At 40.0% G+C, this 22782-nt stretch carries 25 protein-coding genes; 3 read left to right on the top strand and 22 right to left on the bottom strand.

Annotation, left to right across the window (positions count from 1 at the left end):
* Nucleotides 1–581: 581 nt before the first annotated feature.
* The 15 genes from H6F45_RS24035 to H6F45_RS23965 all read right to left on the bottom strand — a co-directional run bounded on the left by H6F45_RS24035 (nt 582) and on the right by H6F45_RS23965 (nt 17398).
* Nucleotides 582–1382 carry a nucleotidyltransferase domain-containing protein gene (locus tag H6F45_RS24035; protein ID WP_162501954.1) on the bottom strand — a complete coding sequence of 267 codons (801 nt, stop codon included), beginning with the start codon at nt 1380–1382 and terminating at the stop codon, nt 582–584.
* Nucleotides 1383–1471: 89 nt separating this feature from the next.
* Nucleotides 1472–2329: a Uma2 family endonuclease gene (locus H6F45_RS24030; RefSeq protein ID WP_096569310.1), complete on the bottom strand. Its 858-nt coding sequence runs from the start codon at nt 2327–2329 to the stop codon at nt 1472–1474.
* A 490-nt stretch (nt 2330–2819) separates the two neighbouring features.
* Nucleotides 2820–4331, bottom strand: a complete 1512-nt coding sequence (locus H6F45_RS24025) for a nucleoside-diphosphate sugar epimerase/dehydratase (protein ID WP_242052713.1) — start codon at nt 4329–4331, stop codon at nt 2820–2822.
* A gap of 980 nt (nt 4332–5311) precedes the next feature.
* Nucleotides 5312–5908, bottom strand: coding sequence for a YdcF family protein (locus tag H6F45_RS24020; protein ID WP_190348595.1), 597 nt, complete (start codon nt 5906–5908; stop codon nt 5312–5314).
* A 301-nt stretch (nt 5909–6209) separates the two neighbouring features.
* Nucleotides 6210–7109 (bottom strand): DUF2887 domain-containing protein, encoded by a 900-nt coding sequence (locus tag H6F45_RS24015; RefSeq protein WP_190348600.1) that lies wholly within the window; start codon nt 7107–7109, stop codon nt 6210–6212.
* Nucleotides 7110–7214: 105 nt separating this feature from the next.
* Nucleotides 7215–8339, bottom strand: a complete 1125-nt coding sequence (locus tag H6F45_RS24010) for a DegT/DnrJ/EryC1/StrS family aminotransferase (RefSeq protein ID WP_190348594.1) — start codon at nt 8337–8339, stop codon at nt 7215–7217.
* 16 nt (nt 8340–8355) lie between these two features.
* Complete coding sequence (locus H6F45_RS24005; protein WP_242052712.1) at nt 8356–9012, bottom strand: acetyltransferase; 657 nt, start codon at nt 9010–9012, stop codon at nt 8356–8358.
* A gap of 28 nt (nt 9013–9040) precedes the next feature.
* Complete coding sequence (locus H6F45_RS24000; RefSeq protein WP_190348593.1) at nt 9041–9658, bottom strand: sugar transferase; 618 nt, start codon at nt 9656–9658, stop codon at nt 9041–9043.
* A 212-nt stretch (nt 9659–9870) separates the two neighbouring features.
* Nucleotides 9871–11142 carry a glycosyltransferase family 4 protein gene (locus H6F45_RS23995; RefSeq protein WP_190348592.1) on the bottom strand — a complete coding sequence of 424 codons (1272 nt, stop codon included), beginning with the start codon at nt 11140–11142 and terminating at the stop codon, nt 9871–9873.
* 150 nt (nt 11143–11292) lie between these two features.
* A complete protein-coding gene (locus H6F45_RS23990; protein ID WP_190348591.1) occupies nt 11293–12096 on the bottom strand; it encodes a methyltransferase domain-containing protein in 804 nt (267 codons plus the stop codon).
* A gap of 174 nt (nt 12097–12270) precedes the next feature.
* Nucleotides 12271–13104: a glycosyltransferase family 2 protein gene (locus H6F45_RS23985; protein ID WP_190348590.1), complete on the bottom strand. Its 834-nt coding sequence runs from the start codon at nt 13102–13104 to the stop codon at nt 12271–12273.
* Between the two features lie 118 nt (nt 13105–13222).
* A complete protein-coding gene (locus tag H6F45_RS23980) occupies nt 13223–14089 on the bottom strand; it encodes a hypothetical protein (protein ID WP_190348589.1) in 867 nt (288 codons plus the stop codon).
* 496 nt (nt 14090–14585) lie between these two features.
* Nucleotides 14586–15320 (bottom strand): FkbM family methyltransferase, encoded by a 735-nt coding sequence (locus tag H6F45_RS23975; RefSeq protein WP_190348588.1) that lies wholly within the window; start codon nt 15318–15320, stop codon nt 14586–14588.
* Between the two features lie 232 nt (nt 15321–15552).
* Nucleotides 15553–16395, bottom strand: a complete 843-nt coding sequence (locus tag H6F45_RS23970) for a class I SAM-dependent methyltransferase (RefSeq protein WP_190348587.1) — start codon at nt 16393–16395, stop codon at nt 15553–15555.
* A gap of 100 nt (nt 16396–16495) precedes the next feature.
* Nucleotides 16496–17398, bottom strand: a complete 903-nt coding sequence (locus tag H6F45_RS23965; protein WP_190348598.1) for a glycosyltransferase family 2 protein — start codon at nt 17396–17398, stop codon at nt 16496–16498.
* Nucleotides 17399–17441: 43 nt separating this feature from the next.
* Between H6F45_RS23965 and H6F45_RS23960 the strand changes: the two genes are divergently transcribed.
* Nucleotides 17442–17618 carry a hypothetical protein gene (locus H6F45_RS23960; RefSeq protein ID WP_190348586.1) on the top strand — a complete coding sequence of 59 codons (177 nt, stop codon included), beginning with the start codon at nt 17442–17444 and terminating at the stop codon, nt 17616–17618.
* On the opposite strand, the gene H6F45_RS23955 is transcribed toward H6F45_RS23960, so the two are convergent.
* Nucleotides 17615–18931, bottom strand: a complete 1317-nt coding sequence (locus tag H6F45_RS23955; protein WP_190348585.1) for a flippase — start codon at nt 18929–18931, stop codon at nt 17615–17617. The two genes, H6F45_RS23960 and H6F45_RS23955, sit on opposite strands and share 4 nt — an antisense overlap.
* A gap of 100 nt (nt 18932–19031) precedes the next feature.
* Between H6F45_RS23955 and H6F45_RS23950 the strand changes: the two genes are divergently transcribed.
* Nucleotides 19032–19199 carry a hypothetical protein gene (locus H6F45_RS23950; protein WP_190348584.1) on the top strand — a complete coding sequence of 56 codons (168 nt, stop codon included), beginning with the start codon at nt 19032–19034 and terminating at the stop codon, nt 19197–19199.
* Nucleotides 19200–19260: 61 nt separating this feature from the next.
* Here the strand turns inward: H6F45_RS23950 and H6F45_RS27180 are convergent, their stop codons facing one another.
* Both H6F45_RS27180 and H6F45_RS26775 read right to left on the bottom strand, forming a co-directional pair.
* Nucleotides 19261–19686 carry a DUF3782 domain-containing protein gene (locus H6F45_RS27180; RefSeq protein ID WP_190348583.1) on the bottom strand — a complete coding sequence of 142 codons (426 nt, stop codon included), beginning with the start codon at nt 19684–19686 and terminating at the stop codon, nt 19261–19263.
* Between the two features lie 265 nt (nt 19687–19951).
* On the bottom strand, nt 19952–20101 hold the full coding sequence (locus H6F45_RS26775; RefSeq protein ID WP_222620722.1) for a DUF4351 domain-containing protein: 150 nt from the start codon (nt 20099–20101) through the stop codon (nt 19952–19954).
* A 199-nt stretch (nt 20102–20300) separates the two neighbouring features.
* Between H6F45_RS26775 and H6F45_RS26770 the strand changes: the two genes are divergently transcribed.
* Nucleotides 20301–20453 carry a hypothetical protein gene (locus tag H6F45_RS26770; RefSeq protein WP_190348582.1) on the top strand — a complete coding sequence of 51 codons (153 nt, stop codon included), beginning with the start codon at nt 20301–20303 and terminating at the stop codon, nt 20451–20453.
* Here H6F45_RS26770 and H6F45_RS23930 read toward each other — a convergent pair.
* From H6F45_RS23930 to H6F45_RS23920, 4 genes are all read right to left on the bottom strand, one after another.
* Complete coding sequence (locus H6F45_RS23930; protein ID WP_190348581.1) at nt 20443–20850, bottom strand: HEPN domain-containing protein; 408 nt, start codon at nt 20848–20850, stop codon at nt 20443–20445. The two genes, H6F45_RS26770 and H6F45_RS23930, sit on opposite strands and share 11 nt — an antisense overlap.
* Nucleotides 20843–21184, bottom strand: coding sequence for a nucleotidyltransferase domain-containing protein (locus tag H6F45_RS23925; RefSeq protein ID WP_137667305.1), 342 nt, complete (start codon nt 21182–21184; stop codon nt 20843–20845). The genes H6F45_RS23930 and H6F45_RS23925 overlap by 8 nt, the downstream gene beginning before the upstream one ends.
* Before the next feature lie 8 nt (nt 21185–21192).
* Nucleotides 21193–21315, bottom strand: a complete 123-nt coding sequence (locus H6F45_RS27175; RefSeq protein WP_265586235.1) for a hypothetical protein — start codon at nt 21313–21315, stop codon at nt 21193–21195.
* Between the two features lie 98 nt (nt 21316–21413).
* A complete protein-coding gene (locus H6F45_RS23920; RefSeq protein WP_096569360.1) occupies nt 21414–22274 on the bottom strand; it encodes a Uma2 family endonuclease in 861 nt (286 codons plus the stop codon).
* Between the last annotated feature and the right edge of the window lie 508 nt (nt 22275–22782).

Here is a 22782-nt window from a genome sequence, read left to right as displayed (position 1 = left end):
GCTCAGGACAGGCTCAGGACAGGCTCAGGACAGGCTCAGGACAGGCTCAGGACAGGCTCAGGACAGGCTCAGGACAGGCTCAGGACAGGCTCAGGACAGGCTCAGGACAGGCTCAGGACAGGCTCAGTACAAGTTGCTCAGTAGAAGCTAACTAACCGCTCAGTACAAGTCTTGCCTGTTCATATTGTACCTCATGTAGATGGAATGTGCTGTATCTCTCCGGTAATTGAATGTGGGTAATTTGAAACCCTTTCTGGAACACCGATTCATTAATCGTAAGGGCGTATAGCATTCGGACGGAATATGAACTGGTTTCAGCGATAGGTTATCACCCGAATGCTTCGCCCCTACAACTTATGACAAATTAATACATTCTATTTTGGAGAGGTCTAATATATCTAGCTTTTGTCTTTATTCAGCAAGCCCTAATTATTGATTTATTATTTATTTATTTATAGCGTTTCCCAGTCTCATGAGGTACACCCTAATTTATTTACTGTTCCCAATTCCCAATTCGCAATTCCCAATTTCCTAAGATAAAAAACTCTGTACCTCACTAGCTTGGTAAATGCTATATTTATTTATTTTGCTTGAGATTCTAACCATTGATTAAAAAGTGCGATCGCCTCTTGGATTTTGACGATAATTATTTCTGTTTGTTGGGCTAATTCTAATACTCTTTCTTTTCGCAATTGCAAATTATAATTATGACGTGCTAAATGTCTAAATTTCCGATAATCATTTAATTGTAATAATAGTGAACCTTGCCAGACAGGAGGACGATTTTCCCCACCAATTTCTGCCATTTGTAACAATAGTTGTTCATGCCAATTTTCGGCTTTTGGCATTCCCTCATCTAAAGTAACAGCAATTCTTTCACTAATTCGCTCACAGGCTGTGTAAAAATCACAAATATAGCTAGATAACGCAGGAGTGAGGGCAATTTCTGGAATACTTTCTGCTTGAGCAATTAATTGCTTTAAAGCTTGAAAATTCTGCTCTAAAGCCATCATCTCGTCTTCAATGCGAGTTTTTAAGGCTAAATATTTATTAGTTGGCATGAGTTTTTCTTTGAGAATCCGAGAACGGATAAAATCTGGTAGTTCTTCTAATGCTACCAAATCTATTTTTAACCAATTAGGTGCGATTTTTTCTAGAAGAGAATATGCCTCCCATTGTTGCTTTTCCGACATTCCTGTCACTGCTAAATCTAAATCAGATTGCCAATGCCAAGGGCTTTCTCCTGATAAAGAACCAAATAATATTACTTCTTTTGCTCCCTGTTCTAGGAGAATTTGCTGACATTTTGCGGCTGTTTGTAATGCTTCTTGTTTTCTTTGTTCTAGAGTTTGATTGCTGTTTTCTGTATAAATGTTCTTCATATACAGCACATTCCATCTACATGAACATTAAAGCTGAAATAGGCTATTAGCCAAGAAAATTATTACCTGGCTTGCTTGTTTAAATTCCTTTAAATTTCATCTAAATTCACTCCCAAAGCTCGCAGTTTTTCCGCTAGTTTGTCTGCTCGTTGTTTTTCTTGTTCTGCTCGTTGTTTTTCTTGTTCTGCTCGTTGTTTTTCCTGTTGTGCGCTTTCAGCAAAAGTAGGAATCCAATCACCATCCTCATTATACCAACGTAGCCACAAACCTTCTGTACCTTGATATTTTCCTGACCAAACCCCTACTCCTAATTGCAATTCAGGAAACCAGAATTTTGGTTCTACCAGTTCCACTGCTTGATATTTTATGCCCATGAGTTGAAATACTCGGAGGCGATTTTCATATCTATCGAAAATAACATAGTAGGGCGATCGCAAATACTGTTCATAAGCTTGCCATTTTGTCGGTGGTTTATTCGCGCTTCTTGATGTTTGTCCTAAATCTTCTGCTTCTGTACCTGGTGATAATAATTCTACGATTAAAAATGGCGCTAGTCCTTCTTGCCAAATGACATAACTCCAGCGCATATCCTCTTGTTTTTCTGAAGCGGGTACACCTAACACTAAAAACCAATCTGGTCTTTTATACCATGCAAAATGGCGCACATCATAATATAAGTTTAAATCCGTACCAATGAACATTTCTTCCTGGGGATAAACAGGAGATTGGCAGGTTTCCCGTAATAATTGTGGTTGAAAGTCATGAAATTCGTCTGGCAACCCTGGTTCCTCTGGATTTTCACTAGGTAAATCATACATCGTCGGCAAAGTTTCCCAGGGTGGACGGGGATGAATGGTGGACTCTAATTCTTCCTCATTGTCACCCTCACTGGGTAAATCATACATGGTGGGCAAGTTTTTTTGCGGGGGTGCTTCACTTTGATACATGATTCATTACCTCCTGTGTTTCATTATACAGCATTTTTCGTTATGATGAGGTACAGATATTAATGATAAAACCCTTGTAGCACAGGCATACTTCGACAAGCTCAGTACAAGTCTTGCCTGTTCATATTGTACCTCATGTAGATGGAATGTGCTGTATCTCTCCGGTAATTGAATGTGGGTAATTTGAAACCCTTTCTAGAACACCGATTCATTAATCGTAAGGGCGTATAGCATTCGGACGGAATATGAATTGGTTTCAGCGATAGGTTATCACCCGAATGCTTCGCCCCTACAAGGTAAAAACAAATTACCTAGCATTACTGAATCGACGTTCTAGGGACAATTCATGAATTGTCCCTACATGAATTGTACCTACATTCATTTTCACCAGATGTCTAATAAACATCTCCGGTAATTAATGGTTGTAGAGAGGTTGCATACAACGTCTCTACAAGCTTCTGGAAGTCCCCATGGGGAGTGTCAAGCAGATTTACTCAGCAGATTTACTCATCAGTTGGGATGATAACTGTAGAGAGTAATATTCAGGAACCAGGACCTTGAGCAGAGATAAGAGAGTATCTTTGTCTTCTTCTTGGGCTGCTAAGAAAAGCTGATACAGATATGGCTCTAGCTTTGTCCAAGGTATCATTGCTTCCTGGGCGGAGTAAATTTTCGGATGTATAGTTTTTTCAACATTCTCTTCTTCAATCAACAACTCTTCATAGAGCTTCTCTCCTGGACGCAAACCTGTGATTTTAATCTCAATGTCCTTCCCTAAAACTAGACCACTGAGTTCTACCATTTGCACCGCCAGATCGTAAATTTTTACTGGTTCCCCCATATCCAAGAGGAAAACCTCTCCCCCCTCACCGAGAGCGCCAGCTTGAATGACCAGGCGAGCTGCTTCGGGAATGGACATAAAATAGCGAGTAATTTCGGGATGGGTAATAGTAATCGGTTGTCGCTGTAAAATCTGTTGTTGAAATCGGGGTACTACTGAACCCGTGCTATTTAACACATTACCAAACCTGACCATGAGCAAACGGGTGTAGGTATCCGGCTGTTTTGATAAAGCTTGCAAAATCAACTCAGCCACTCGTTTGGTTGTTCCCATCACACTGGTGGGTCGTACAGCCTTATCGGTGGAAATTAAGACAAAAGTCTTAACTTTACACTCATTGGCCGTGCGCGTAGCTACTAGTGTACCGTAAATATTGTTAATCACCCCTTGGGCAGGGTTCATTTCTACTAAAGGAACGTGCTTGTAAGCCGCAGCATGATATAAAGTATCAATATTATATTCTGTAATTACCTGTTTCAGGCGTTGGGCATCAGTTACTGAGCCTAAACAAGCAGAAAAAGATAAGTTAGGGTAGGTTTCTCGTAACTCTATTTCAATGTTATATAGTGCAAATTCATTTAATTCATATAGAACTAGGTGGCGGGGTTGTTGTTGAGCAATTTGACGACAGAGTTCTGAACCAATAGAACCACCCGCTCCTGTGACTAAAACAGATTTATTTGTGATGTTGACTTGCAGTAACTTGGGATCTGGGAGAACTTCTTCTCGTCCTAAAATATCACCTATATTGATTTTCCGGAGTTGCGCAATGGAGACTTTACCTGATATGATTTCTGCTAGAGTGGGTACTGTTTTCACTTCTATATCTAGAGCTTTAAGTTCCGCAACAATTTCTTGCTTTCTTTTGGGCGTTGCTGATGGAATTGCTAAGAGTACTAGCTGTACCTGGTACTTGTTAATCAGATATTCCAACTTCTCAGGGCTATAAACCTGAATGCCATTAATCGTATGTTTCCATAGTTGTGAATTGTCGTCCACAAAAGCTATAATCTCAAAGTTGTTATCCAGAACAAGTGCTTGGGATAGTTGAAATCCAGCTTGTCCGGCTCCATAGATAATTACTGGTTGCAGGAGTTGCTTGCTATCTGCTACACTAATATTGGTTTGAGACGGGAGTTTTAATCTCAGGGGGGAACTCAAACCATATAACAGCCATCGCGCTATGAGTCTGATTGTGACTATTAAAATTAGTGTGATTAAAGTATCTACTATCTGAACAGAAATAGGTAGGAAATTGATCCGGAAAACCAAATCCAGGATGATCAATCCTCCTTGTCCCAAAATAACTGATTTGAAGGCTGTATATAAAAAGGCAAATTCACTGTATTTTAGTACATTTTTGTACATTCCCAGTAGGGAAAATAACAGGATTTTTCCGGTAATCAGCGGAATAATATAAGGGAGATATTTACTCAGTATATCCAAAGGAAATAAACTGTGGGAATCTATGGAAAATGCAATATAAATTGCCAATAAAAATAGTAGAGAGTCAGTTAAATACAGAATCAGATGCTTTTTTGTTCTTGATGAAGTTTGGAGAAAATGGGTAATATTTTTGATAAAAACAGTTTTTTTCAAAAGACTAAGCAGAAAATATGTTATTCGCATAGTTATGGATGGGAAAGTGTGATCAAACAGTTTAAAATTAAATTTGTCACAAACTAAGCATTAATAATAGACATCTCCGAAAATTAAATATGCGTAACCTGAAACCCTTGGTAGGGATAATTCATGAATTGTCCCTGCATCTTTTTCGGACAGGTCTAATGTAGAGACGTTTTATAGAACGTCTCTAGAATGGGTTTCAGGTTATGCACATTTAATTACCACCAGATGTCTAATAGACATCCCCAGAAAAGAAATTATGGAACCTATTTATGGGGGCAGGGCGAAGCTTATGGGATATCTAGATGTCTGATTTTTCAGTTAAATTAACGCCCATAAGCTTCACCCCTACAACTTATGACAAATTAATACATTCTATTGTGGAGATATCTAATGAAATCCCCGACTTTTCGGAACACTTGTACATTACCAAAAGTCGGGGTTATTTGGGGTATATTTTTAGTAAATTGACTTAGTAAATTGACTGAGTAAATTGACTGAGTAAATTGACAAATTTATGATCTGCTATTACCTGTCGCCGATTGCAAGCGGGGATTGAAACTGGCTCCGGTGCGCCCGGTAACTAGCCAAACCACTGAGCGCCCTATGTCCCTAGCAATACGTGTTCGAGCTTCTCTCTGAGAGCTTTGGGAGGGGACGGGGACGGGAGTAAAGGCGATTCCCTGACTACCAAAGACAATAGTGGCGATCGCCTGGGAGCGGGGCATATGGTAGTCTGAGGTGACGAGATAGACGTGGCGAATATTATTTTGTTGCAAAGGTGCAACCATTGTGGTAAAATTAGTTACTGTATCTGTGGCGCGGTTGTCGTACTGGATGCGATCGCCTCCCTGTAGCTTTTGGCTGTGAAGGTCACCTAAGATGCGGCGGATTTCCGGTTCGCCCACGGAAACCCAAATGGGAAGATCTGGGAATTTTTGAGCCATTTCTCGGGTGAATTTGGCTCTGCTGTCTTCCCCACTGAGCATCAAAATGGCTTGGGGTTGGGGATTTTGTTGACGTGCTATGGCTAGACGCAGGGGGATAGCAGTGGCTATAGTAAACATTCCCAAGCAACCAGCTAGGGTTAATAAGCGCAGAGGTTTGACCATATCCGTGGATAAGATTTCAGCTATATGCCTATGTTAGAGGCAAATTTTTGATCTGAGATAATTTTCCCCAGATATCCGGTTATCTCACCTTTACTTAAGATATTTATGGGGCAGGGCGAAGCTTATGGGATATCTAGATGTCTAATTTTTCCCTTAAATTATCGCCCATAAGCTTCGCCCCTACAACATCCTGCAAACTCCAGTAATTTGTGGTATTTATCAAAATTCTTTGTATAACAGTATTGATCGCCCCAGGGTAGTGTTAAAGGCGATCGCATCAGCTATATTTGGTAGTATATTCCTATTTTTCCTGATGTGTACCATTTAACCAAGCTTCTAGGTCAGCAATGGTAGTAAAATCTAGGAGGGCTTCCCCTAGTGACTCCAGTTGATTGAGGTCTAAGGAAAGGATTTGAGCTTCTTGGTTGGGTGACAATATTCCACAGCGACGATTAACCTGACGGATAATTAGCTGGGCTTCACCTTCCTGTTTACCTTCGGCTTTACCTTCGGCTTTACCTTCGGCTTTACCCTGTTCTCTACCCTCCTTAGCTCCTAGTTGAAACACATCCCGATAGAATCTTGTCTGGGTAATATCTGCTGTTTTCAGGTCTAACATCTTCAATATTTCCTCTGGACTGATTTGGGGGAATTTGCTTACTAGTATAGCCTCGATCAGGTCTAGTCTTTGTGTGAATTGTGTTTTGCTCTCTAGATTTTGCAGTAGTTTTTGGGCTGCTTCACCCACTCTGTTTTGAGGGAGAACAATTAACTGTAATATTCTCAGGTTAGGACTTAGGTCTGTCTCTGACAGCAAGTCTTCCAGGTAAAGTCTCTGTACGTCTTCCTTTAAGATTGATCGATAAGGTATTTCTGACCCCAGTTCATGACTATGGGATTTGAGGATGATTAGTCCCCGCCATGGTCTGCTGATGTTGTATTGTTTCAGATATAAGTAAACTTCTGCAAAATAGCGCCCATAAAAACCTTTGTCTGGTTGCATTTGGGCTTCCAGAAATACTATGGGTAAGTTAAGGTCGTCCCCTATGGGAGTTAATACCCCATCGTGGCGAAATTCCTGTTCTTTAATCACTGGGGCGGAGTATTCAAACTCACAGTCTAGAGGGATTCCTGGTATAAGTTCGGCTAGGATACCTGGTTGATTTAGGAATATACGGTAAAATAGCTTGTCTGTTTTCATTTTCTTTGAGGGCAGCGATCGCACCAGCACTACTATAGGTAGGCGATAGCACTTCGACACGAGCCGTGATTTAGTCTCATCAAATACCTTAGTAATTCACCCAAGTTAGTGGGTAGAACGGATAGCTAATATAACTCTCTCTAAGTCAGTATCGCTGAGGTTAGAACCGGAGGGTAAGCATAAGCCATGGTGGAACAGATATTCAGCTACTTCACCGCCAATGCGATCGCAGTGAGCAAAGACTGGCTGTAGGTGCATAGGTTTCCAAACAGGTCGGGATTCAATATTCTGGGCTGCTAGGGCTAGACGTAGGTTTTCGCGATCGCAGCCAAATTTTTCTGGGTCAATAGTAATACAGGTGAGCCATCGGGTAGAGCGTCCAAAGGAGGCTTCAGGCATAAATTCTATACCGGGAATATCACTTAATGCCTCTTGGTAGATTTGAAAGTTGCGTCGTCTGGCTTCAACCCGATCCTTTAAAACTCGGAGTTGTCCGCGACCAATTCCAGCTAAAACATTACTCAGACGATAGTTATAACCAATAGTGGTGTGTTCATAGTGGGGAGCCGGATCACGGGCTTGAGTAGCTAGGAATTTTGCTTGGGCAACTATTTCTGGGTCGTCAGAGACTAGCATACCTCCCCCAGAGGTGGTAATGATTTTGTTGCCGTTGAAGGAGTATATACCAATTTTGCCGAAAGTGCCGGGAGTTTTGCCTTTGTAGGTAGCGCCTAGTGCTTCCGCCGCGTCTTCAATGAGGGGGATGTTATACTGGTTACAGGCTGTGAGTATTGGGTCAATATCTGCACTCTGACCATAGAGATGGACGAGCAGAACGGCTTTGGGTAGGGTTCCTAACTTAGCACGACGTGAAAGTTCTGCTACCAGTAAATCCGGGTTGAGGTTCCAGGATGTGCGATCGCTATCGATAAAAACTGGTTTGGCACCGAGGTACGTGATAGGGCTGGCGCTGGCGATGAAGGTGAGGGTAGAGCAGAAAACTTCGTCCCCTGGTTGAATACCGATGAGACGGAGAGCGAGGTGGAGAGCGGCAGTACCGGAAACTACGGCAGCGGCGTGGGTGCTGCCGACGGTTTGGCAAAATTCCTCCTCAAAGGCAGTTATATGAGGTCCAACGGGGGCAATCCAATTTGTATCAAAGGCTTCTTGGATAAAGGCAAGTTCCTCAAAACCCATATGAGGAGTTGAGAGGAGGATTTGTTTGGGCATATATTTATTTGATGTATTATGGCAAGCTAGTTCTGATGATTTTGGCGGGACAACCGTAGGCTAGGCAGTTATCAGGAAGAGATCTAATCACCACAGATCCAGCACCACAGGTTGTGTGATTACCGATTTCAACACAAGGACATACATGAGTTCCTACACCTAAGAGTACTCCCGCTCCTAATTTCACTTGACCGCATAGATTACTTCCCGGAGCAATGTGGGAGTAATCGCCAATAATACAGTCATGATCGATGGTAGCCCCGGTATTTACAATGACATGATTTCCCAAGGTGGTATCTATGTTAATCACTGCATTGGCCATGACTACAGTACCCCCTCCAATTTTCACTCCCACACCAATTTGGGCAGAGGGATGAATGGCTGTGGTGAAGGAATGACCTTGTTTTGTTAATTTTTCTACTATGGTTGCGCGGATGCGATTATTACCAATGGCAACAATCCAAGATGATGAATCGGGGGTAATTTCAGATAATGCTGTTTGTGACTGGATTATAGGAATGCCGTGTATATTACTGAATGTTGCAGGGGGATGATCATCGATGAAAGCTTTGACGAATTTCCCCTGATGGTGAAGAATATCTAAGATGACCTTGGCATGTCCACCACAGCCGTAGAGATAAATATTCAATGATGTCTTAAATTTGATTAACAATTCCTGAACATAATGCCAACGAAAAACCTTATTGAGACGATTTGGATTGAGTACCTGTAAACTCCCTCATTGTGGCATGGTTGCTCTGTGAAATACCTTGGCGTTTCAGAACTTTTTCCACAGTCATGAATAAAATCTTTAAATCCAGTATCAGACTCCAATTATCGATATACCACAGGTCAAGTTTAAACTTATCTTCCCACTCTATAGCATTGCGACCATTGATTTGTGCCCAACCAGTAATCCCCGGTTTCATATTGTGACGGCGCATTTGTTCAGGAGTGTAAAGGTTTATATATTTCATCAATAAAGGGCGAGGTCCGACAAAACTCATCTCTCCTTTCATGACATTGATTAACTCGGGTAATTCATCTAGAGATGTGCTTCTTAACCAACGCCCAAAGGGAGTTAACCGTACAGCATCAGGTAGCAAGTTACCATCAATATCCTGCCGATCTGTCATGGTGCGGAATTTGAGGATGGTAAAGGGGCGTCCTTTCAGTCCCGGACGCTGTTGACAAAACAGAACAGGGCTTCCTAATTTTAGCCGCACCAATAGGGCTAGGGTTAGTAACAAGGGGCTAAATAGAATGAGCACTAGAGTCGCTACAAAACGATCTAGAAGATACTTTATTGACTTCTCCATACAGTTAAGATTTACTAAACAACTATTTAAGGCCGAAAACTCATATTAATTTCTCAAGCGTTCGTACCCATTGTTGAGATAAGTTCTCTCTATCAAAATGGGTCTGAGCTAAGGCTCGAGCATTTCTTCCCTTTTGGCTAACCAAATTTGGATGATCAGATAGCAGTATTAGCGCTTCCGCTATGACAGGTATTCCATTTTTGTGCAAAGTCCTAAGTTATTTCGCTGTGCACAAAATATTCAGCTGGACTGATCTCGCTCGCTTTTTGTCCTTGACCACTCACTGCGGCAGTAAGTATTTTTTCTAGCTTGTTAGCTAGTATATCCCGGTTGAACTTTTGCTCTGCCAAATTACGAGCATTTTTACCAGCCTGTTGGAGCCAGACACGATCATTGAGTTTTGCTGCTATACATTCTGCTGCCTGTAAAATTGGCATACGCCAAGTCACAATACCGGCATTTGTTGTTTCAACTAGTTGAGCTTGCCACCCTCCATAGTTCAACAGCACTGGTGTACCAGAAGCTAGAGCATCAAAAAATTTATTGGCTGAATTAGCTTGCATCTCAGGTATATCAAGAAACAAACTGGCGGCCATGTCTGCAGCCGCTAGTACTGTTGGAATTTGGTTTTTAGGCAGCTTAGGTTCTAAATATAAATTTAGATTTAAGACGCCCGCAACTTGAGCTTGATTTAATACTTGTTTATGTTCCAGACCATCACCAATCAGCAGAAGTCTAATTTCTGGGTCAATGTGTAATAATTCAGATGCAAGTTCTACCAGGTAACCTACGCCATTAATTTTTCCAAAGGTACCTGTGTAAACTAACAAAGGTCTATCTCTCAACCAAGGACGTGAACTACGAAAGGTATATCCCATTGCAGAGTCAGGATAAAAAAATGTATTGTCGCTGCAATTAGGTATTACTGAAACTCTTTGAGAAGGATAGCCTGTCCGACAAACTCCATCACGCATTCCAGGGGATAGAGCAACTACTGTTTCAGAGTTACTATATGCCCACTGTTCTAACCAAATAGCCGCTACACGGAGTATGGGATTGTTTAATGCCCCTATCGCAATTGGTATTTCTGGCCAAAGGTCTCGCACTTCAAATACCATGGGTATGGATTGTCTCCTCGCCACATATACAGCGGGTAGTGCAATGGTAAGTGGAGTACTGGTTGCAAACACCAAATCACCGGCTAAAGATGCAGCTTTACGTGCTGCTCCCATGGCAAAGCGAAGAAATGCCCAGATACGAGAATTATAGTTCATATGATTAGAGTATGGGATTGGCAACCAATGAACATGAATTCCAGCTTCCTCAGTCTCAAAATACTCTTGATGCCCATCATTTTGCCGCCATGAGGTGATCATATGGACTTCATGACCCATGTCTACTAAGCGTCGAGCCATCTCATAAGAGCGAGTACCTCCAGGCATTTTAGGGGTGTTGAAGTACTGATGTAAGTAAACTATTTTCATTTCTATTGACAGAATATTTCTACTGATTAGCAATTGGATTCAATTTCAATGTAGCTATTAGCCAGATGACTTTTACCAAGCTCTTCAGCAAACTCACCAAAGCCAGCCAATAACCAATGGAGTTAAGATCGGGGTAAATGATAGCAGTTTCTAAAAATGAGAAACTATCCATGCTGATGTAATACCAAGTATCTCTGTATCTTTTTGCGAAAAGAAAGAGTCTAAACTGATTTTGTTCAGAGAACTCCTGGCATCCAAACTTTCATTTACTTCATCTAATAAAATTGAAGTGTCTAAGTCTACAAACAATTTTCTAAAATCATCGTGGCGTAATCTATTCATATACATATATCTATTACCGGCAATTCTATTCCATTCACTATCCGAAAATTGCAAAAAGTTAATAGCAGAAATGGATTTATCTGAATGGGAAAAGTGATCGCTGTAATCTATTTTGTGTACAAACAGCCCATTACTCTTTAATACTCTTTTACCCTCCTTAATAATTGCCTTAATTATTTCTGGGGGAATATGCTCAAAGACAGTATAGGATGTGTGAAAGTCAATAGAGTTTGAGGGTATGCTCAGTTGGGAAGCGTCCCCCGGTGCGATATAATCAACATTAATAAATTTTAATAAATCCTGCAAATTGAAGGGGGATTGAGTGAATTCAATCAGAAGATTTAAGCGATTATTGACAATACGGTTCTCAAACAAATCTTCAATTTGAGTAGCATGATTTTTGATATATTCTAAATCTGCTTTAACAAGTTCCTCTTTTAAATAAGGGTTTAAATCGACAGTAATAATTTTTTCTGCTCCTAACAGCCAAAATGCTAGAGGAGTATTAATTCTCCTTCCTGTACCTACCTCTAAAAATGTAGTCCCTACAGGTGATTGACCGACATTTTCAATGTGTTTACAAGTTTCCATCCCCGCTTGTAGTCTGCTCATGGGATTAAGCTTATTCTTTTTTAAAGAGCCAAAGTTTCTCTGTATCCAGTAATAGGTAGAATAGGAGATACTTGGCGGGAGAAGACTAACTAGATTCTGTATCTTTGCTTTTAATTTCCATTTTATGCCCATAACAAACCCCCATGATGTAAAGTGTTAAAATCAGAAAATTTTCTAAAAATATGCTCTAAGCCTACTAAGAAGATACAAGACTTTTTGATATCTTTCCTGCCCTAGCATAGTCCTTATGCCGAACTTAATAAAATATGTAATACAAAGAAATTTATTGATAATTCGATCTAATCCATGGTAGTATAAATTCACAAGATTAATTTTTTCTTTGAACATACACATTGCTGTAGCTAAATCATCTGACTTAGTGGAAATACCTCCTAAGCTAAAGTGACATATCTCAACATCTACAAAAATAAACTTTTTATTTGTTTTTAAATAGCGGAGCTTATACTCAGAATCACCAGTTATCTTAAAATTTTCATCGTAATGATGACAAATATAAAAAGAACGTGGAAAAAAAATACTCTGGTGTATTGGCAAATATTTTCTTGACCATGCGTCAATTCTTAATGGATCCGACATTTCCTGAGGGGGAAGAGTCCACGTCAATTTTTCGCCTAGCATTAAAGCTCTACCAAAGTAAGCGAGTTCTTTTTCGGTGATTTTATTGAATACTCGGTACAAAACATCATCTGATGCAAAAATGTCACCAGCATTCATAAAAATAATAAAATCACCGTTGGAATATTTAATTCCTTTATTCATAGCATCATAGATACCACGATCTTTTTCGCTTATGAATAAATCGATGTCTCCCTCATATTTTTTGATCGTTTCTATGATTCCATCACTTGAACCACCATCAATAATAATAAATTCTATGCCCTTATATGTTTGATTAATAACACTACTTATCGTTCTTTCTAAACCCACAGCATCATTAAATACAACTGTTACTATAGTGAAATGCAATTTCATCTCATAATTCTTCATACAATTAATAATTAGACGGTAGTATTCACCTTAGTAATCTCACACCTCTTACTCGAACTTATCCATTCAGGGCTTTACCCTAGGCGTAACTTTCTGATCAAGTCACCTAGAAAATCAATCAAGTCGAGCTTACGTGGTCTATCATCTTCTGAGGTTGCCTTGTTAATTCACTTCGACAGTAAATAAAAATTGCCATAACACAAAACCACCATGAAAAACCAAACATAAAAGGTTTAAAGGCAGAAAAGAAGAACGAATATAGTAAAAATTTTATCAGGACGAATTTCTCTGTTTGACTTGTCAATTTGGTAAAAACGTAGAAAAACAATAAGAAAGATGTAAAGAACAGGATAATGCCTAAAGCAACGTTTGAGTCTGCTAATCTTAAAAAGAACATTATTGATGTCCCAAAAGCGTTAGCTGCTGATGAACCATCTTCAGTATAATATATAGTCTGATCGAGGTGCTCATATAGCGCACCCTCTGGTGATTTCAAACCAGAGAGTATATAAAAAGGTGTAAGTAATCCAGTAAAAATACCATGTTGCATAGGCGTATTAAATGAAGTATAGATTACAGGAAATTGAATAGTATGATAATTGTACAATGATTTGAATGCTTCTGTGAATAAGAACCAGAAAGAAACATTGTCAGCATATCTATATGCTTGTCTATTTGCTCCTAACGCGATCGCCAAAAATAGCAGAATTGCTATGGAAACAATAGCAGCAATAAAATTTTTGTTTTTTAAGTTAATGTCTCTTGCAATTTTTCTTCTTGCCAGAGAATAATTTATAATTAGGATGATTGCTAAACGGTAGGCATCAAACCTGCCACCGATAGCTAAACCAGACGCAAGGAAAACTATCGACACAATTAAATCTTTGATAGAAAATTTTTTTATCGTTAGTAGATATATGGGTGTTAGGGGAGAAATAAACCAGTTGAAAACCATAGCAATATATTTATTACCATAAAATACCATACTGAGAGTATCAGATGATCGATAGTAGACATATCTTACGTAAGCAAAGTTAAAAGAGTGCTGAACTATAAGATAAGCAACACCTGAAATAAACAAACAATAACTAGTTACTATGAGGTAGAAAAAAAAATCTCTAAGAAATGAGTCATTTCTTGAAAAATAAATTTCTCTGCTTCTTATTAGGGAGGAACTTGATTGAGAAATTACTAGTAAACATGCAGATGATACTAAGGTAACTAGTAGGAATATCGACGTTTTTCCCAGGTGACTTTCTGCACCATAAGCAGCTAAAAACCAAGGTGAGCTACAAATAACTGCTACGAGTAAATTGGCTCTGGAGATTTTCATGTGAGTTTGTCTAGGAAAGTAGGTAAGCTGAGTTCGGGATAAGGGAAGGAACAGGTAGTAAGGAAAATGTGGTGATCGCAGTTAAAGTATGTTTTTCAGGGCGATCGCTCCCAGTTAAAGGATTTTTGTCAGGGCGATCGCTCTGTGGTTAACTGTTTAATCGGAAGAATATGGCATCAACCTGAAGGGTACGACCATCTCGTGGATCTGTAAAGCCTTTTTGAATTGCCCAGAGGCTAAAACCTTGTGAATTAAGTCGTTCTATCATTTCTAACCATAATCGCTGTCCTTCATAGAGGGGTACAAGGGATAGTTCACATAGTACACCTTGGGCGTTGGCAAGTGTTTCTTGAGCGCCATCTAAAACCTGCCATTCAAAGCCCTGTGTATCTATTTTAATAAAGTAATTCTCTTTACCACTAAGATAATTGGACGCAATAGAATCCAAACGAGCGATCGCTACTTTCTCAGTACTGATATATGCAGATTCAACCGCAGCCGTTGCATGAGCCTCTAACATAGGTAAGACTGAAGAGGATACCGAATTACCAGCGACGTTAATCTCGATTTCTCCGTCAAAATCTCCAATAGCAATTTTGGGGTGAACTTGCCACTGCGAAACGCGAGCAGCCTCTTGGTTTAGTTTTTTGTGGGCATCTGAGAGCGGTTCAAAGCTGATGATCCGGCCTTTATAGCCTATGGAGCGTAACTCAGTGGCGAATTGTCCTGTATTAGCACCAATATCAAATACTAAATCTACATTGAATTTCTTCAAACCCTTGCGGAGTTGAAAAAATGGATTTTGACTGGGCGAAAGGCGATGCAGGTCAAGTCCTATTGCCTGTATTGATGACTTAACCGTTCCTTTTAAGGTTTTTAGCATACTAGTTGTTTAATGCAACTTAATGATCAACACTCGTGAAAAGCTGTAATTGATTAGAGGTTGTTTGAAAAGTTTTAGATTGTGACTTTATACACTTACTGACCCCCCTTTTTCAGGGGTATTTAGGGGTATCTCAAGATATTGGATACATCATGAGGGACTTTTAAAACACCCTCTATTGAATGTCAAATTATTGAAACTATGGGCATCAACTACAACCGAGAGTATATCCTTATGACTTAAGTCTAGCTAAAATATACATATCAATATCAGCATACTTTTGATATCTGAGAAGCTGTTGGAAATTAGATACTTTATTTGGAAGAACCAGCTTGGCAGATTCTTTTAATAGTCTTGTAATACTAAATTTGATTGCAGGGTACTTTTTAATTACTAAAATCTCAAAGTTACTTCTTTCTAAAATATCTACAACAATTTTTTCTGAAGCAAAACTTAGATGATCTGGCAAATAAAAGGGGCGCAACTGTTCATCAGCAGACAAATGTGCTGTATCTCCAGTTTCTAACAGGATCATTCCGCCAGGATTCAGAAGAGACCTAAATTCCGTAATAGACTGTGGAGGATTAGGTAAATGAGAATACACATTAAGAACTGATACTACATCGTACTTATGGTAATGTTCACCGAGATTGAAATTGCTGACATCTAAATTATGCTTTAATGCCGACTGACGTTTTGAATCATTTGGTTCTAATCCTTTTAATAAAATTTTCCTGTCGGTTGCAAAATTCTGAATTGTTAGTAATAATTCCCCGTGACCACAACCTATGTCTAACCACGAATTAACATTAAGCGGCAGAGAATTACCAAAAATATCCTTTAGAACACTGATGTAATTATTGACTTTTTTATAAGATAATTTACCAGTTACATCAATTAAATTTTCACCTTGATGCACTCCTGTTTTTGCCGATAATGATATATCTTTATCATCAGGACGAGGATTAACGTATAAAAGACCACAGCTTTTGCAAGCTACAAGTTTATAGCCATTTTCCTGACTATAATCGATAGTCGAATCATCTCCACAGTTATAGCAAGTAACACTTATCATAAAATTTTTTTTCTCCTTATCAACAACATGTTCTCATTTTTCTTGCAATCAGTTGCAAGTTCATCAGAAACCGCCTCACGGTTATTGAATAACCTCATATTTATTTCCTTATCATTGATTTGAGGAAAAATTTTAAGTAGGCTAATCTGGAAGCGCCAAACCAATTTTTTGAAATAAACTCATCTGCTTCGTAAATAATTTCCACTTGATTTGGATGTTTGAGAGGCCATTTCATTTGTTCTTCTATGAGCTTGGCTAAGATAGGATGGTCTTTTGTAGTATGAGTTGCATCATTGCCATAACCTATATTTTTCACAAGATTTATTGATGGAATTATGGTCAGTCCATGTTCGCGCCAACATGTGTAAATCCATCGGTAAGCCCAACTATTAATCTCTCCGGAATATACTCTGTCAAAAATTGTATTCCAACGCCATTGGAATATTTCTTTGCCAACACCTACACTATAAAGCCATTTAGTTTTTCTAAGGCTTGGCCAATCTAACATCCTATGATCATATAACTTCCAAGCCCTTCGCCAGGTTGCCCATCCCCACATTAAAGCAAACCTCGAGAAAAAATAACTAAAGTCTAGTGATAAATTGCCTTGAATATTAGTTCCTGCAATAGACATAACCCGAGTATCTTCACGATAGCGAACTAACATATCCTCACAAAATTGGAAAAAAGTTAGATCTGGTAAACAGTCATCCTCTAAAATAATCGCCTCTTCTACCTGTGTAAATGCCCAGGTTAACCCAGAATAAACGCGATCGCGGCAACCTAGGTTAATATCTGAATAGTTGCGTAATACCTCACATTCCCAATCTATTTGTTCTGTCACCTTTCTAGCTTGCTCACACAGGGGAGCTTCCTGTGCATTCCGTGGACCATCAGCTACCACTAGGAGTTTAGCCGGTTTTGCTGCCCGGATTTGCTCAAATACTTGGGCTGTGAGGTCAGGGCGACGGAAAATGAGGAAAATAACAGGGGTATGGAGCATATTAATCAAGTGTATCTAAAATTTCCTGCTGACTTACCTGTTTATGGGTGGAAACAGACCTGAAAATACTGTACTGTGGAAACATAGCTCTGAGCCTTGGTGGGGATATCAATGCGATCGCGCTGTTGCTAAAGCAGATCGCGGTGGGATGGAGCATATTAATCAGGTGTATCTAAAATTTTTTGCTTACTTACCTACTTATCAAAAGTCTTACAACTAGTCAAAAGGTAAAAAGCATTTAATCTGAACTTTAATGATTTTACGAGTTTTGGCATGAGTTGCATTGCTGAAAAATGAGGCAATTGCTTGAGAAATTACCGTAGCCACCGCTGCACCCACTCCAGCATAAGCTGGAATCAATAACCAATTTAAGATAACATTAACAACTGCCCCCATCAAAGTTCTGCGAAAAGCAAGTTGAGTTAACCCCTCAGCAATAAACCAAGAGTTGCTAGCTACACCGATAAATACAAACACAGCAGCCCAGATATGAATCCCTAATATTGACCCCGCCGCTGCATAGCCATTGCCAAACAGCAATGTAATGATTGTTGTAGATATAAAGGACATTGGCACAGCCACTACCAAAGAAATCATTACCAACAGGCGGATTAACTTTTTGATTCTTTGATAGTATAACTCTTCACTTACCTGCTTGGCAGCATAAATAGAGGGAGCAACGGAGGAAGAAATTGCTGTGGGGATAAAATACCAAACTTCAGAAATCCGGGTTGCAGCTGAATAAAGCCCTACTGCTTCATCTCCTACCATTTGTCCCAACATGATCTGGTCAATTCTCATATAAATCATGATGGTTAAACCAGATAAAATCAAAGGCCAACTTTCTGTGAGTAAAGTCTTAGCTAGTGATAGACTCCACCGCCATAATATTGAATAACCCTTAAACCTGTAAGCAATGATTAAACCTGCCGTACCCAATGCTACCTCCCCTAATGTAGCCCAAGCAAAAGCGACTAATGGTGCCTGCATTTTAATCAAAACAACTTTAACCAATGCAATAATAATAAAGGCTGTATTCCTAGCAACTACAGTATATTTAGACTGGACTTGAGACTGAAACCAAAAGTCAATGGTATCAAAAGCGTGCAAAATTCCCGCAGTTGCCAAAATTGCCACTAGACCCACAGTTAACTGGTCATCCTGACGCAATACAAAAATAGAGCCAACTGTTAACAATAAACATACTATTGCACCAGCTAATTTCAGCCAAAAAGTCGTCCCCAAAATTTCATCTTTCAGTTCAGGCTCACGGACAATAGAACGGATGACTAAAGCATCTAATCCTAAAGTAGTTAAGGGATTAAATAGGGCTACAAAAGCGGTGGCATAGTTAAAACTACCAAACTGTTGCACTCCTAAATAACGGGCTACCCAAACCCCCACAAATAACCCGACACCCATGCGAACAATGCGGTCAAAAAATAGCCAAGCTATATTTTGAATTATGGCTGACTTTTCAGAACCAAATTTGCGGACTAGTGAGAATAGACTTTTTTTGGATTTCTCTAGCATTTGGCTCCAGTGTGACAAATATCTGCATGATTTTTTATGCTTTTCTCTTGTTTAAATGTTTATATAACATCCAACAAACGGCGAAGTCCCATAATTTCCCATGTCTCAGAAGCTCATGAGCGCCTGTAACTTATCTGCCACTTCCCCCATATTCATGTCTGCTTTTAGCTTGACTATGATGGTATTCTGTGGTAGTTTAGAGTGTTTTGCTGTGCGGATTGGCTTAAATACTTGGGCTGTGCAGGGGGATCCAAAGCGATCGCTCTAGTTATCATAAACATGGTTGAGCGATCGTTTGTGAACAGTCTCCTAACCCTGACTTCTGTATATTATTTCCGTAACAATTCAAAGAAAATTTCTTTGTCAATGCCAATATCTTGAATCATACCCGTAATGGATTCTTCCCTGGCGTGGCTTTTGACTTCCACAACTATCGCCCTGTTGACTTCCCCATTAGTATATGCCAGTACGTCTATTTCTAAGTGTTCTCCACCTTTGCTCACCCTCACACTGGGGCTAATAATTTCCATGGCAAATTGTTGGCGCAAAATGGTTTCCATGGAAGGGAGAGCTAACCCTTCGGTAAAACTGCCAAATTTAGCCCCTAACCCCCCAATCTGTTTACCTAATTCTCTGATTTGCCGAGCATTTTCTTTTTGCAGGCGATCTGTTTCTTGAAATTTGAGATTGGTTTCTTTTTGGGCTTGGAGTAACTCTCCTAACAGTTGCCAGACTTCATCAGCAGTGGTAGCCATTGGCTTTACTCGTAATTTTATAAAAATATCTATATTTTCTGATTATAAAGCGATTTTTAGAGGCTGTTTTAAAGGTCATGATTAGTTAGTTGGTTTTGACCCCACCCAATCACTGGGATTGTTCTCCACCAAGGAGCAAATGCGATCGCTGGGGAATTGACCGTGATTGTTTGAATTACAGCGATTTTCATGTAGTTGAACTACAATAAGTTGTCAGTATATCTATTCTGTGTGAATGGCGATCGCCCCTTACTACAGTCAGCCGTCAAGAAAGGCTTTCCAACCAAGTCTGTAACTGTTCCACATCCCTAAAGTCTAATAATTCTTCTGCTAAACTTTCCAGTTGCTCTACTGGTAGCATCTGAATTTGCTGTTTGAGTGTATCATCCAAGGTTCCTAAGCGACGCTGTAACAGACGTATAACTAATTGGGTTTCCCCTTCAAGTCGTCCCTGTTGTCGCCCCTGTTGTAATCCCTGTTGTAATCCCTGTTTTCCCCCTGCTGTAATCCCTCTTTCAATATTTCCTCATACCAGGGTGATTCTCTTAATACTGTCATGTCCCACCTCATGATTTGTTGAACTAAGGGAATATCCAATACAAAACTAGCAAAAAATGATAATAACGGTTCTAACTCTTGCAGTTGCTCATCCTGTCTTAACTCTCTCACCGCTTGGCGTAACTTCTCTTTCCTATTTCCACCCTGCAAAATTGGTACAAATTCTCACCAATAAACCGCGATCGCCACTCACTCCGGCTAGGGGCTGAATTTATTTGGTAATAATTTAATTACAAACTCTAGCACTGTCGCAGCCATTTGCAAGGCTTCTTCAGCTTCATACCTTTCCGGCTCAATTATGTCCCCTGGGTAGCGAAATTCGGTGGCGTAAGGTGTTAGAGTGTCCGCCATATCTTCCAAATCCTGAAAATGTGGTTCAAAAACTGAACACATCTCTACTAAAACACCCAGATCATGGGTTTTCTTAAATACTAAATCTTGATATGTCAAATAAGCTTTTAATGCTTTCTCGGCACTCTGTTGACAATGATAAACAACAGCATCTAATAATGATACTTCATTTTCAATGAGTATGCGGGCAACCTTAATATCTCGCTGACTTTTAATTATCCACTGCCTAACCTCCTCATCCTTAGGACTATCCATAAAGGATTTTACCTTGACTGAGTGCCTGACTAACTAATGAACTTGCTACGGTGGACTTTCTTTCTACTTCTGCACGGGTCATAACCAGAATATCTTTTGGTATACCAATCCCATGGAGGGCTTTATATGCTTGACGCGCCCGACGATAGCGGGGTTCATTGGAATCGGAGATAATCACTAACAAATCAACATCACTATCTTCCGTAGGTTCACCATAAGCATAGGAACCAAATAAAATTACCTGTTCTGGATTCAGGGCAGAAACTAGCCGTTGGGTAATATCATCCAATAACTCGCCTGTTATTATTTTTGCAGGTATATTCTCTGTATTCATACAGTCTCTCATACAAAACTAGCAAAAAATGACAATAACGGTTCTAACTCTTGCAGTTGCTCATCCTGTCTTAACTCTCTCATTGCTTGGCGTAATTTCTCTTCCCTGTTTCCACCCTGCAAAATTGGCACAAATGGCAATAAGGTTCATATCTTCTGCTCAAATACCAGTGTAAAGCGATCACTTTAGTTATCATACACATGGTTGAGCGATCGCCTGTTAACATTCCTTAGCCTAGCTCTATGTCGTGTGGGTTAATCCCTAAACTCCGTAGGTGAGCCGCCAGACGTTCTGCCCGTTGGCGTTCCTGTTCTGCCCGTTGGCGTTCTTGTTCTACTTGTTGCTGGGCTAATTCTGCCCGTTGGCGTTCCTGTTCTACTTGTTGCTGGGCTAATTCTGCCCGTTGGCGTTCTTGTTCAGATCGTTGGCGTTCCTGTTCTACAGGTGTAGGAATCCAATTCCCCTCCCCGTCATACCACCGCAACCAGCGGCGATGTACCCCTTGATAAATCCCCTCCCATAGTCCTAAACCTAACTCGGCTTCTTTGAGCCATATTCCCACCCCTTGGGGGCTTAACTCTTGATATTCATTCACTACTAACCCAAAGGCTTGTAACTCATCTGTGTAGCGATTAAATACTATGTAATAGGGAATCCTTAACATCCTTTCATACACCGTCCACTTATTAGGCGGTTGGTTCACTTCCCTGAAACTGCGCCCTAGGTCTTCTTTTTCTGTCCCTGGTGAGAGTAATTCGACTACCACAAAGGGGTAAATTCCCTCCTGCCATGTTACATAACTTAACCTTAAATCTTGGCCATCATAGAGCCTGGATACTCCCAAGACAGCAAACCAATCTGGACGTTTATACCATTGGGGGTGTCGGGAGTCATAATATAAATTTAGGTCACTGGCTGTGAATACCTGATCTTCTTTATAGGTGGGAGGGCGAAAGGTCAGCCGCAGTAACTCTGGTTGTAGTAAGTGAAATTCGTCCGGCAAACCAGGCTCCTCTGGGTCTTCGCTCGGTAAGTCATACATGGTGGGTAGAACTTCCCGGGGTGATAAAGGCGGTGAATATTGATACATATAAGAAAATTGTAATATCCCAGTTTGGATAATGCTCACGCATTTTTATGGATTCATAGCTGCTATATAAAACCTAGACAAAACTAGACTTTACTTTCTACTTCAACGGGAGCATGGGAGCAGTTATCCCTCAGTAGACTTTCACGCCTTAGCCAGACGCGATTGTGTTCCAATTAAGTTTCTGAAAAAGACTACCACCATCATTGCTTGGTTTTCGCGTCGGCAATAGTCTCAATTCAATACTTGATATCACCATATTATATATCAAGTAGTTGATTTTTTCCTAAAAATATATTGATTTTTGTCAATATAAGTATAGTTTTGTCTATGAAATTGTCAACTTAGGACTTGCTCTCTTCAAGCTGTCCTACTCAAGTGTTTTCTGCTATATAAAACCTAGACAAAACTAGACTTTACTTTCTACTTCAACGGGAGCATGGGAGCAGTTATCCCTCGGTAGACTTTCACGCTTTAGCCAAACGCGATAAATTAATTGCAGCGTTTAGAT

It is taken from the genome of Sphaerospermopsis sp. FACHB-1194, from assembly GCF_014696235.1.
Taxonomy (GTDB): Bacteria; Cyanobacteriota; Cyanobacteriia; order Cyanobacteriales; family Nostocaceae; genus Sphaerospermopsis; species Sphaerospermopsis kisseleviana.
The sequence above is the reverse complement of the archived record's forward strand: the minus strand, read 5'-3'. Positions and strand labels throughout refer to the sequence as shown.

What these genes read in the sequence shown, in the direction of transcription:
- H6F45_RS23965 (WP_190348598.1), bottom strand. Translation starts at nt 17,398, where the DNA reads ATGCTCCATACCCCTGTTATTTTCCTCATTTTCCGTCGCCCTGACCTC.
- H6F45_RS23985 (WP_190348590.1), bottom strand. Translation starts at nt 13,104, where the DNA reads ATGAAGAATTATGAGATGAAATTGCATTTCACTATAGTAACAGTTGTA.
- H6F45_RS24000 (WP_190348593.1), bottom strand. Translation starts at nt 9,658, where the DNA reads ATGGAGAAGTCAATAAAGTATCTTCTAGATCGTTTTGTAGCGACTCTA.
- H6F45_RS24035 (WP_162501954.1), bottom strand. Translation starts at nt 1,382, where the DNA reads ATGAAGAACATTTATACAGAAAACAGCAATCAAACTCTAGAACAAAGA.
- H6F45_RS23920 (WP_096569360.1), bottom strand. Translation starts at nt 22,274, where the DNA reads ATGTATCAATATTCACCGCCTTTATCACCCCGGGAAGTTCTACCCACC.
- H6F45_RS23975 (WP_190348588.1), bottom strand. Translation starts at nt 15,320, where the DNA reads ATGCTAAAAACCTTAAAAGGAACGGTTAAGTCATCAATACAGGCAATA.
- H6F45_RS23950 (WP_190348584.1), top strand. Translation starts at nt 19,032, where the DNA reads ATGTCTCAGAAGCTCATGAGCGCCTGTAACTTATCTGCCACTTCCCCC.
- H6F45_RS24030 (WP_096569310.1), bottom strand. Translation starts at nt 2,329, where the DNA reads ATGTATCAAAGTGAAGCACCCCCGCAAAAAAACTTGCCCACCATGTAT.
- H6F45_RS24010 (WP_190348594.1), bottom strand. Translation starts at nt 8,339, where the DNA reads ATGCCCAAACAAATCCTCCTCTCAACTCCTCATATGGGTTTTGAGGAA.
- H6F45_RS23990 (WP_190348591.1), bottom strand. Translation starts at nt 12,096, where the DNA reads ATGAGCAGACTACAAGCGGGGATGGAAACTTGTAAACACATTGAAAAT.
- H6F45_RS23995 (WP_190348592.1), bottom strand. Translation starts at nt 11,142, where the DNA reads ATGAAAATAGTTTACTTACATCAGTACTTCAACACCCCTAAAATGCCT.
- H6F45_RS24015 (WP_190348600.1), bottom strand. Translation starts at nt 7,109, where the DNA reads ATGAAAACAGACAAGCTATTTTACCGTATATTCCTAAATCAACCAGGT.
- H6F45_RS23925 (WP_137667305.1), bottom strand. Translation starts at nt 21,184, where the DNA reads ATGAATACAGAGAATATACCTGCAAAAATAATAACAGGCGAGTTATTG.
- H6F45_RS23930 (WP_190348581.1), bottom strand. Translation starts at nt 20,850, where the DNA reads ATGGATAGTCCTAAGGATGAGGAGGTTAGGCAGTGGATAATTAAAAGT.
- H6F45_RS23970 (WP_190348587.1), bottom strand. Translation starts at nt 16,395, where the DNA reads ATGATAAGTGTTACTTGCTATAACTGTGGAGATGATTCGACTATCGAT.
- H6F45_RS23955 (WP_190348585.1), bottom strand. Translation starts at nt 18,931, where the DNA reads ATGCTAGAGAAATCCAAAAAAAGTCTATTCTCACTAGTCCGCAAATTT.
- H6F45_RS23980 (WP_190348589.1), bottom strand. Translation starts at nt 14,089, where the DNA reads ATGGTATTTTATGGTAATAAATATATTGCTATGGTTTTCAACTGGTTT.
- H6F45_RS23960 (WP_190348586.1), top strand. Translation starts at nt 17,442, where the DNA reads ATGGGTGGAAACAGACCTGAAAATACTGTACTGTGGAAACATAGCTCT.
- H6F45_RS26770 (WP_190348582.1), top strand. Translation starts at nt 20,301, where the DNA reads ATGATAATAACGGTTCTAACTCTTGCAGTTGCTCATCCTGTCTTAACT.
- H6F45_RS27180 (WP_190348583.1), bottom strand. Translation starts at nt 19,686, where the DNA reads ATGGCTACCACTGCTGATGAAGTCTGGCAACTGTTAGGAGAGTTACTC.
- H6F45_RS24020 (WP_190348595.1), bottom strand. Translation starts at nt 5,908, where the DNA reads ATGGTCAAACCTCTGCGCTTATTAACCCTAGCTGGTTGCTTGGGAATG.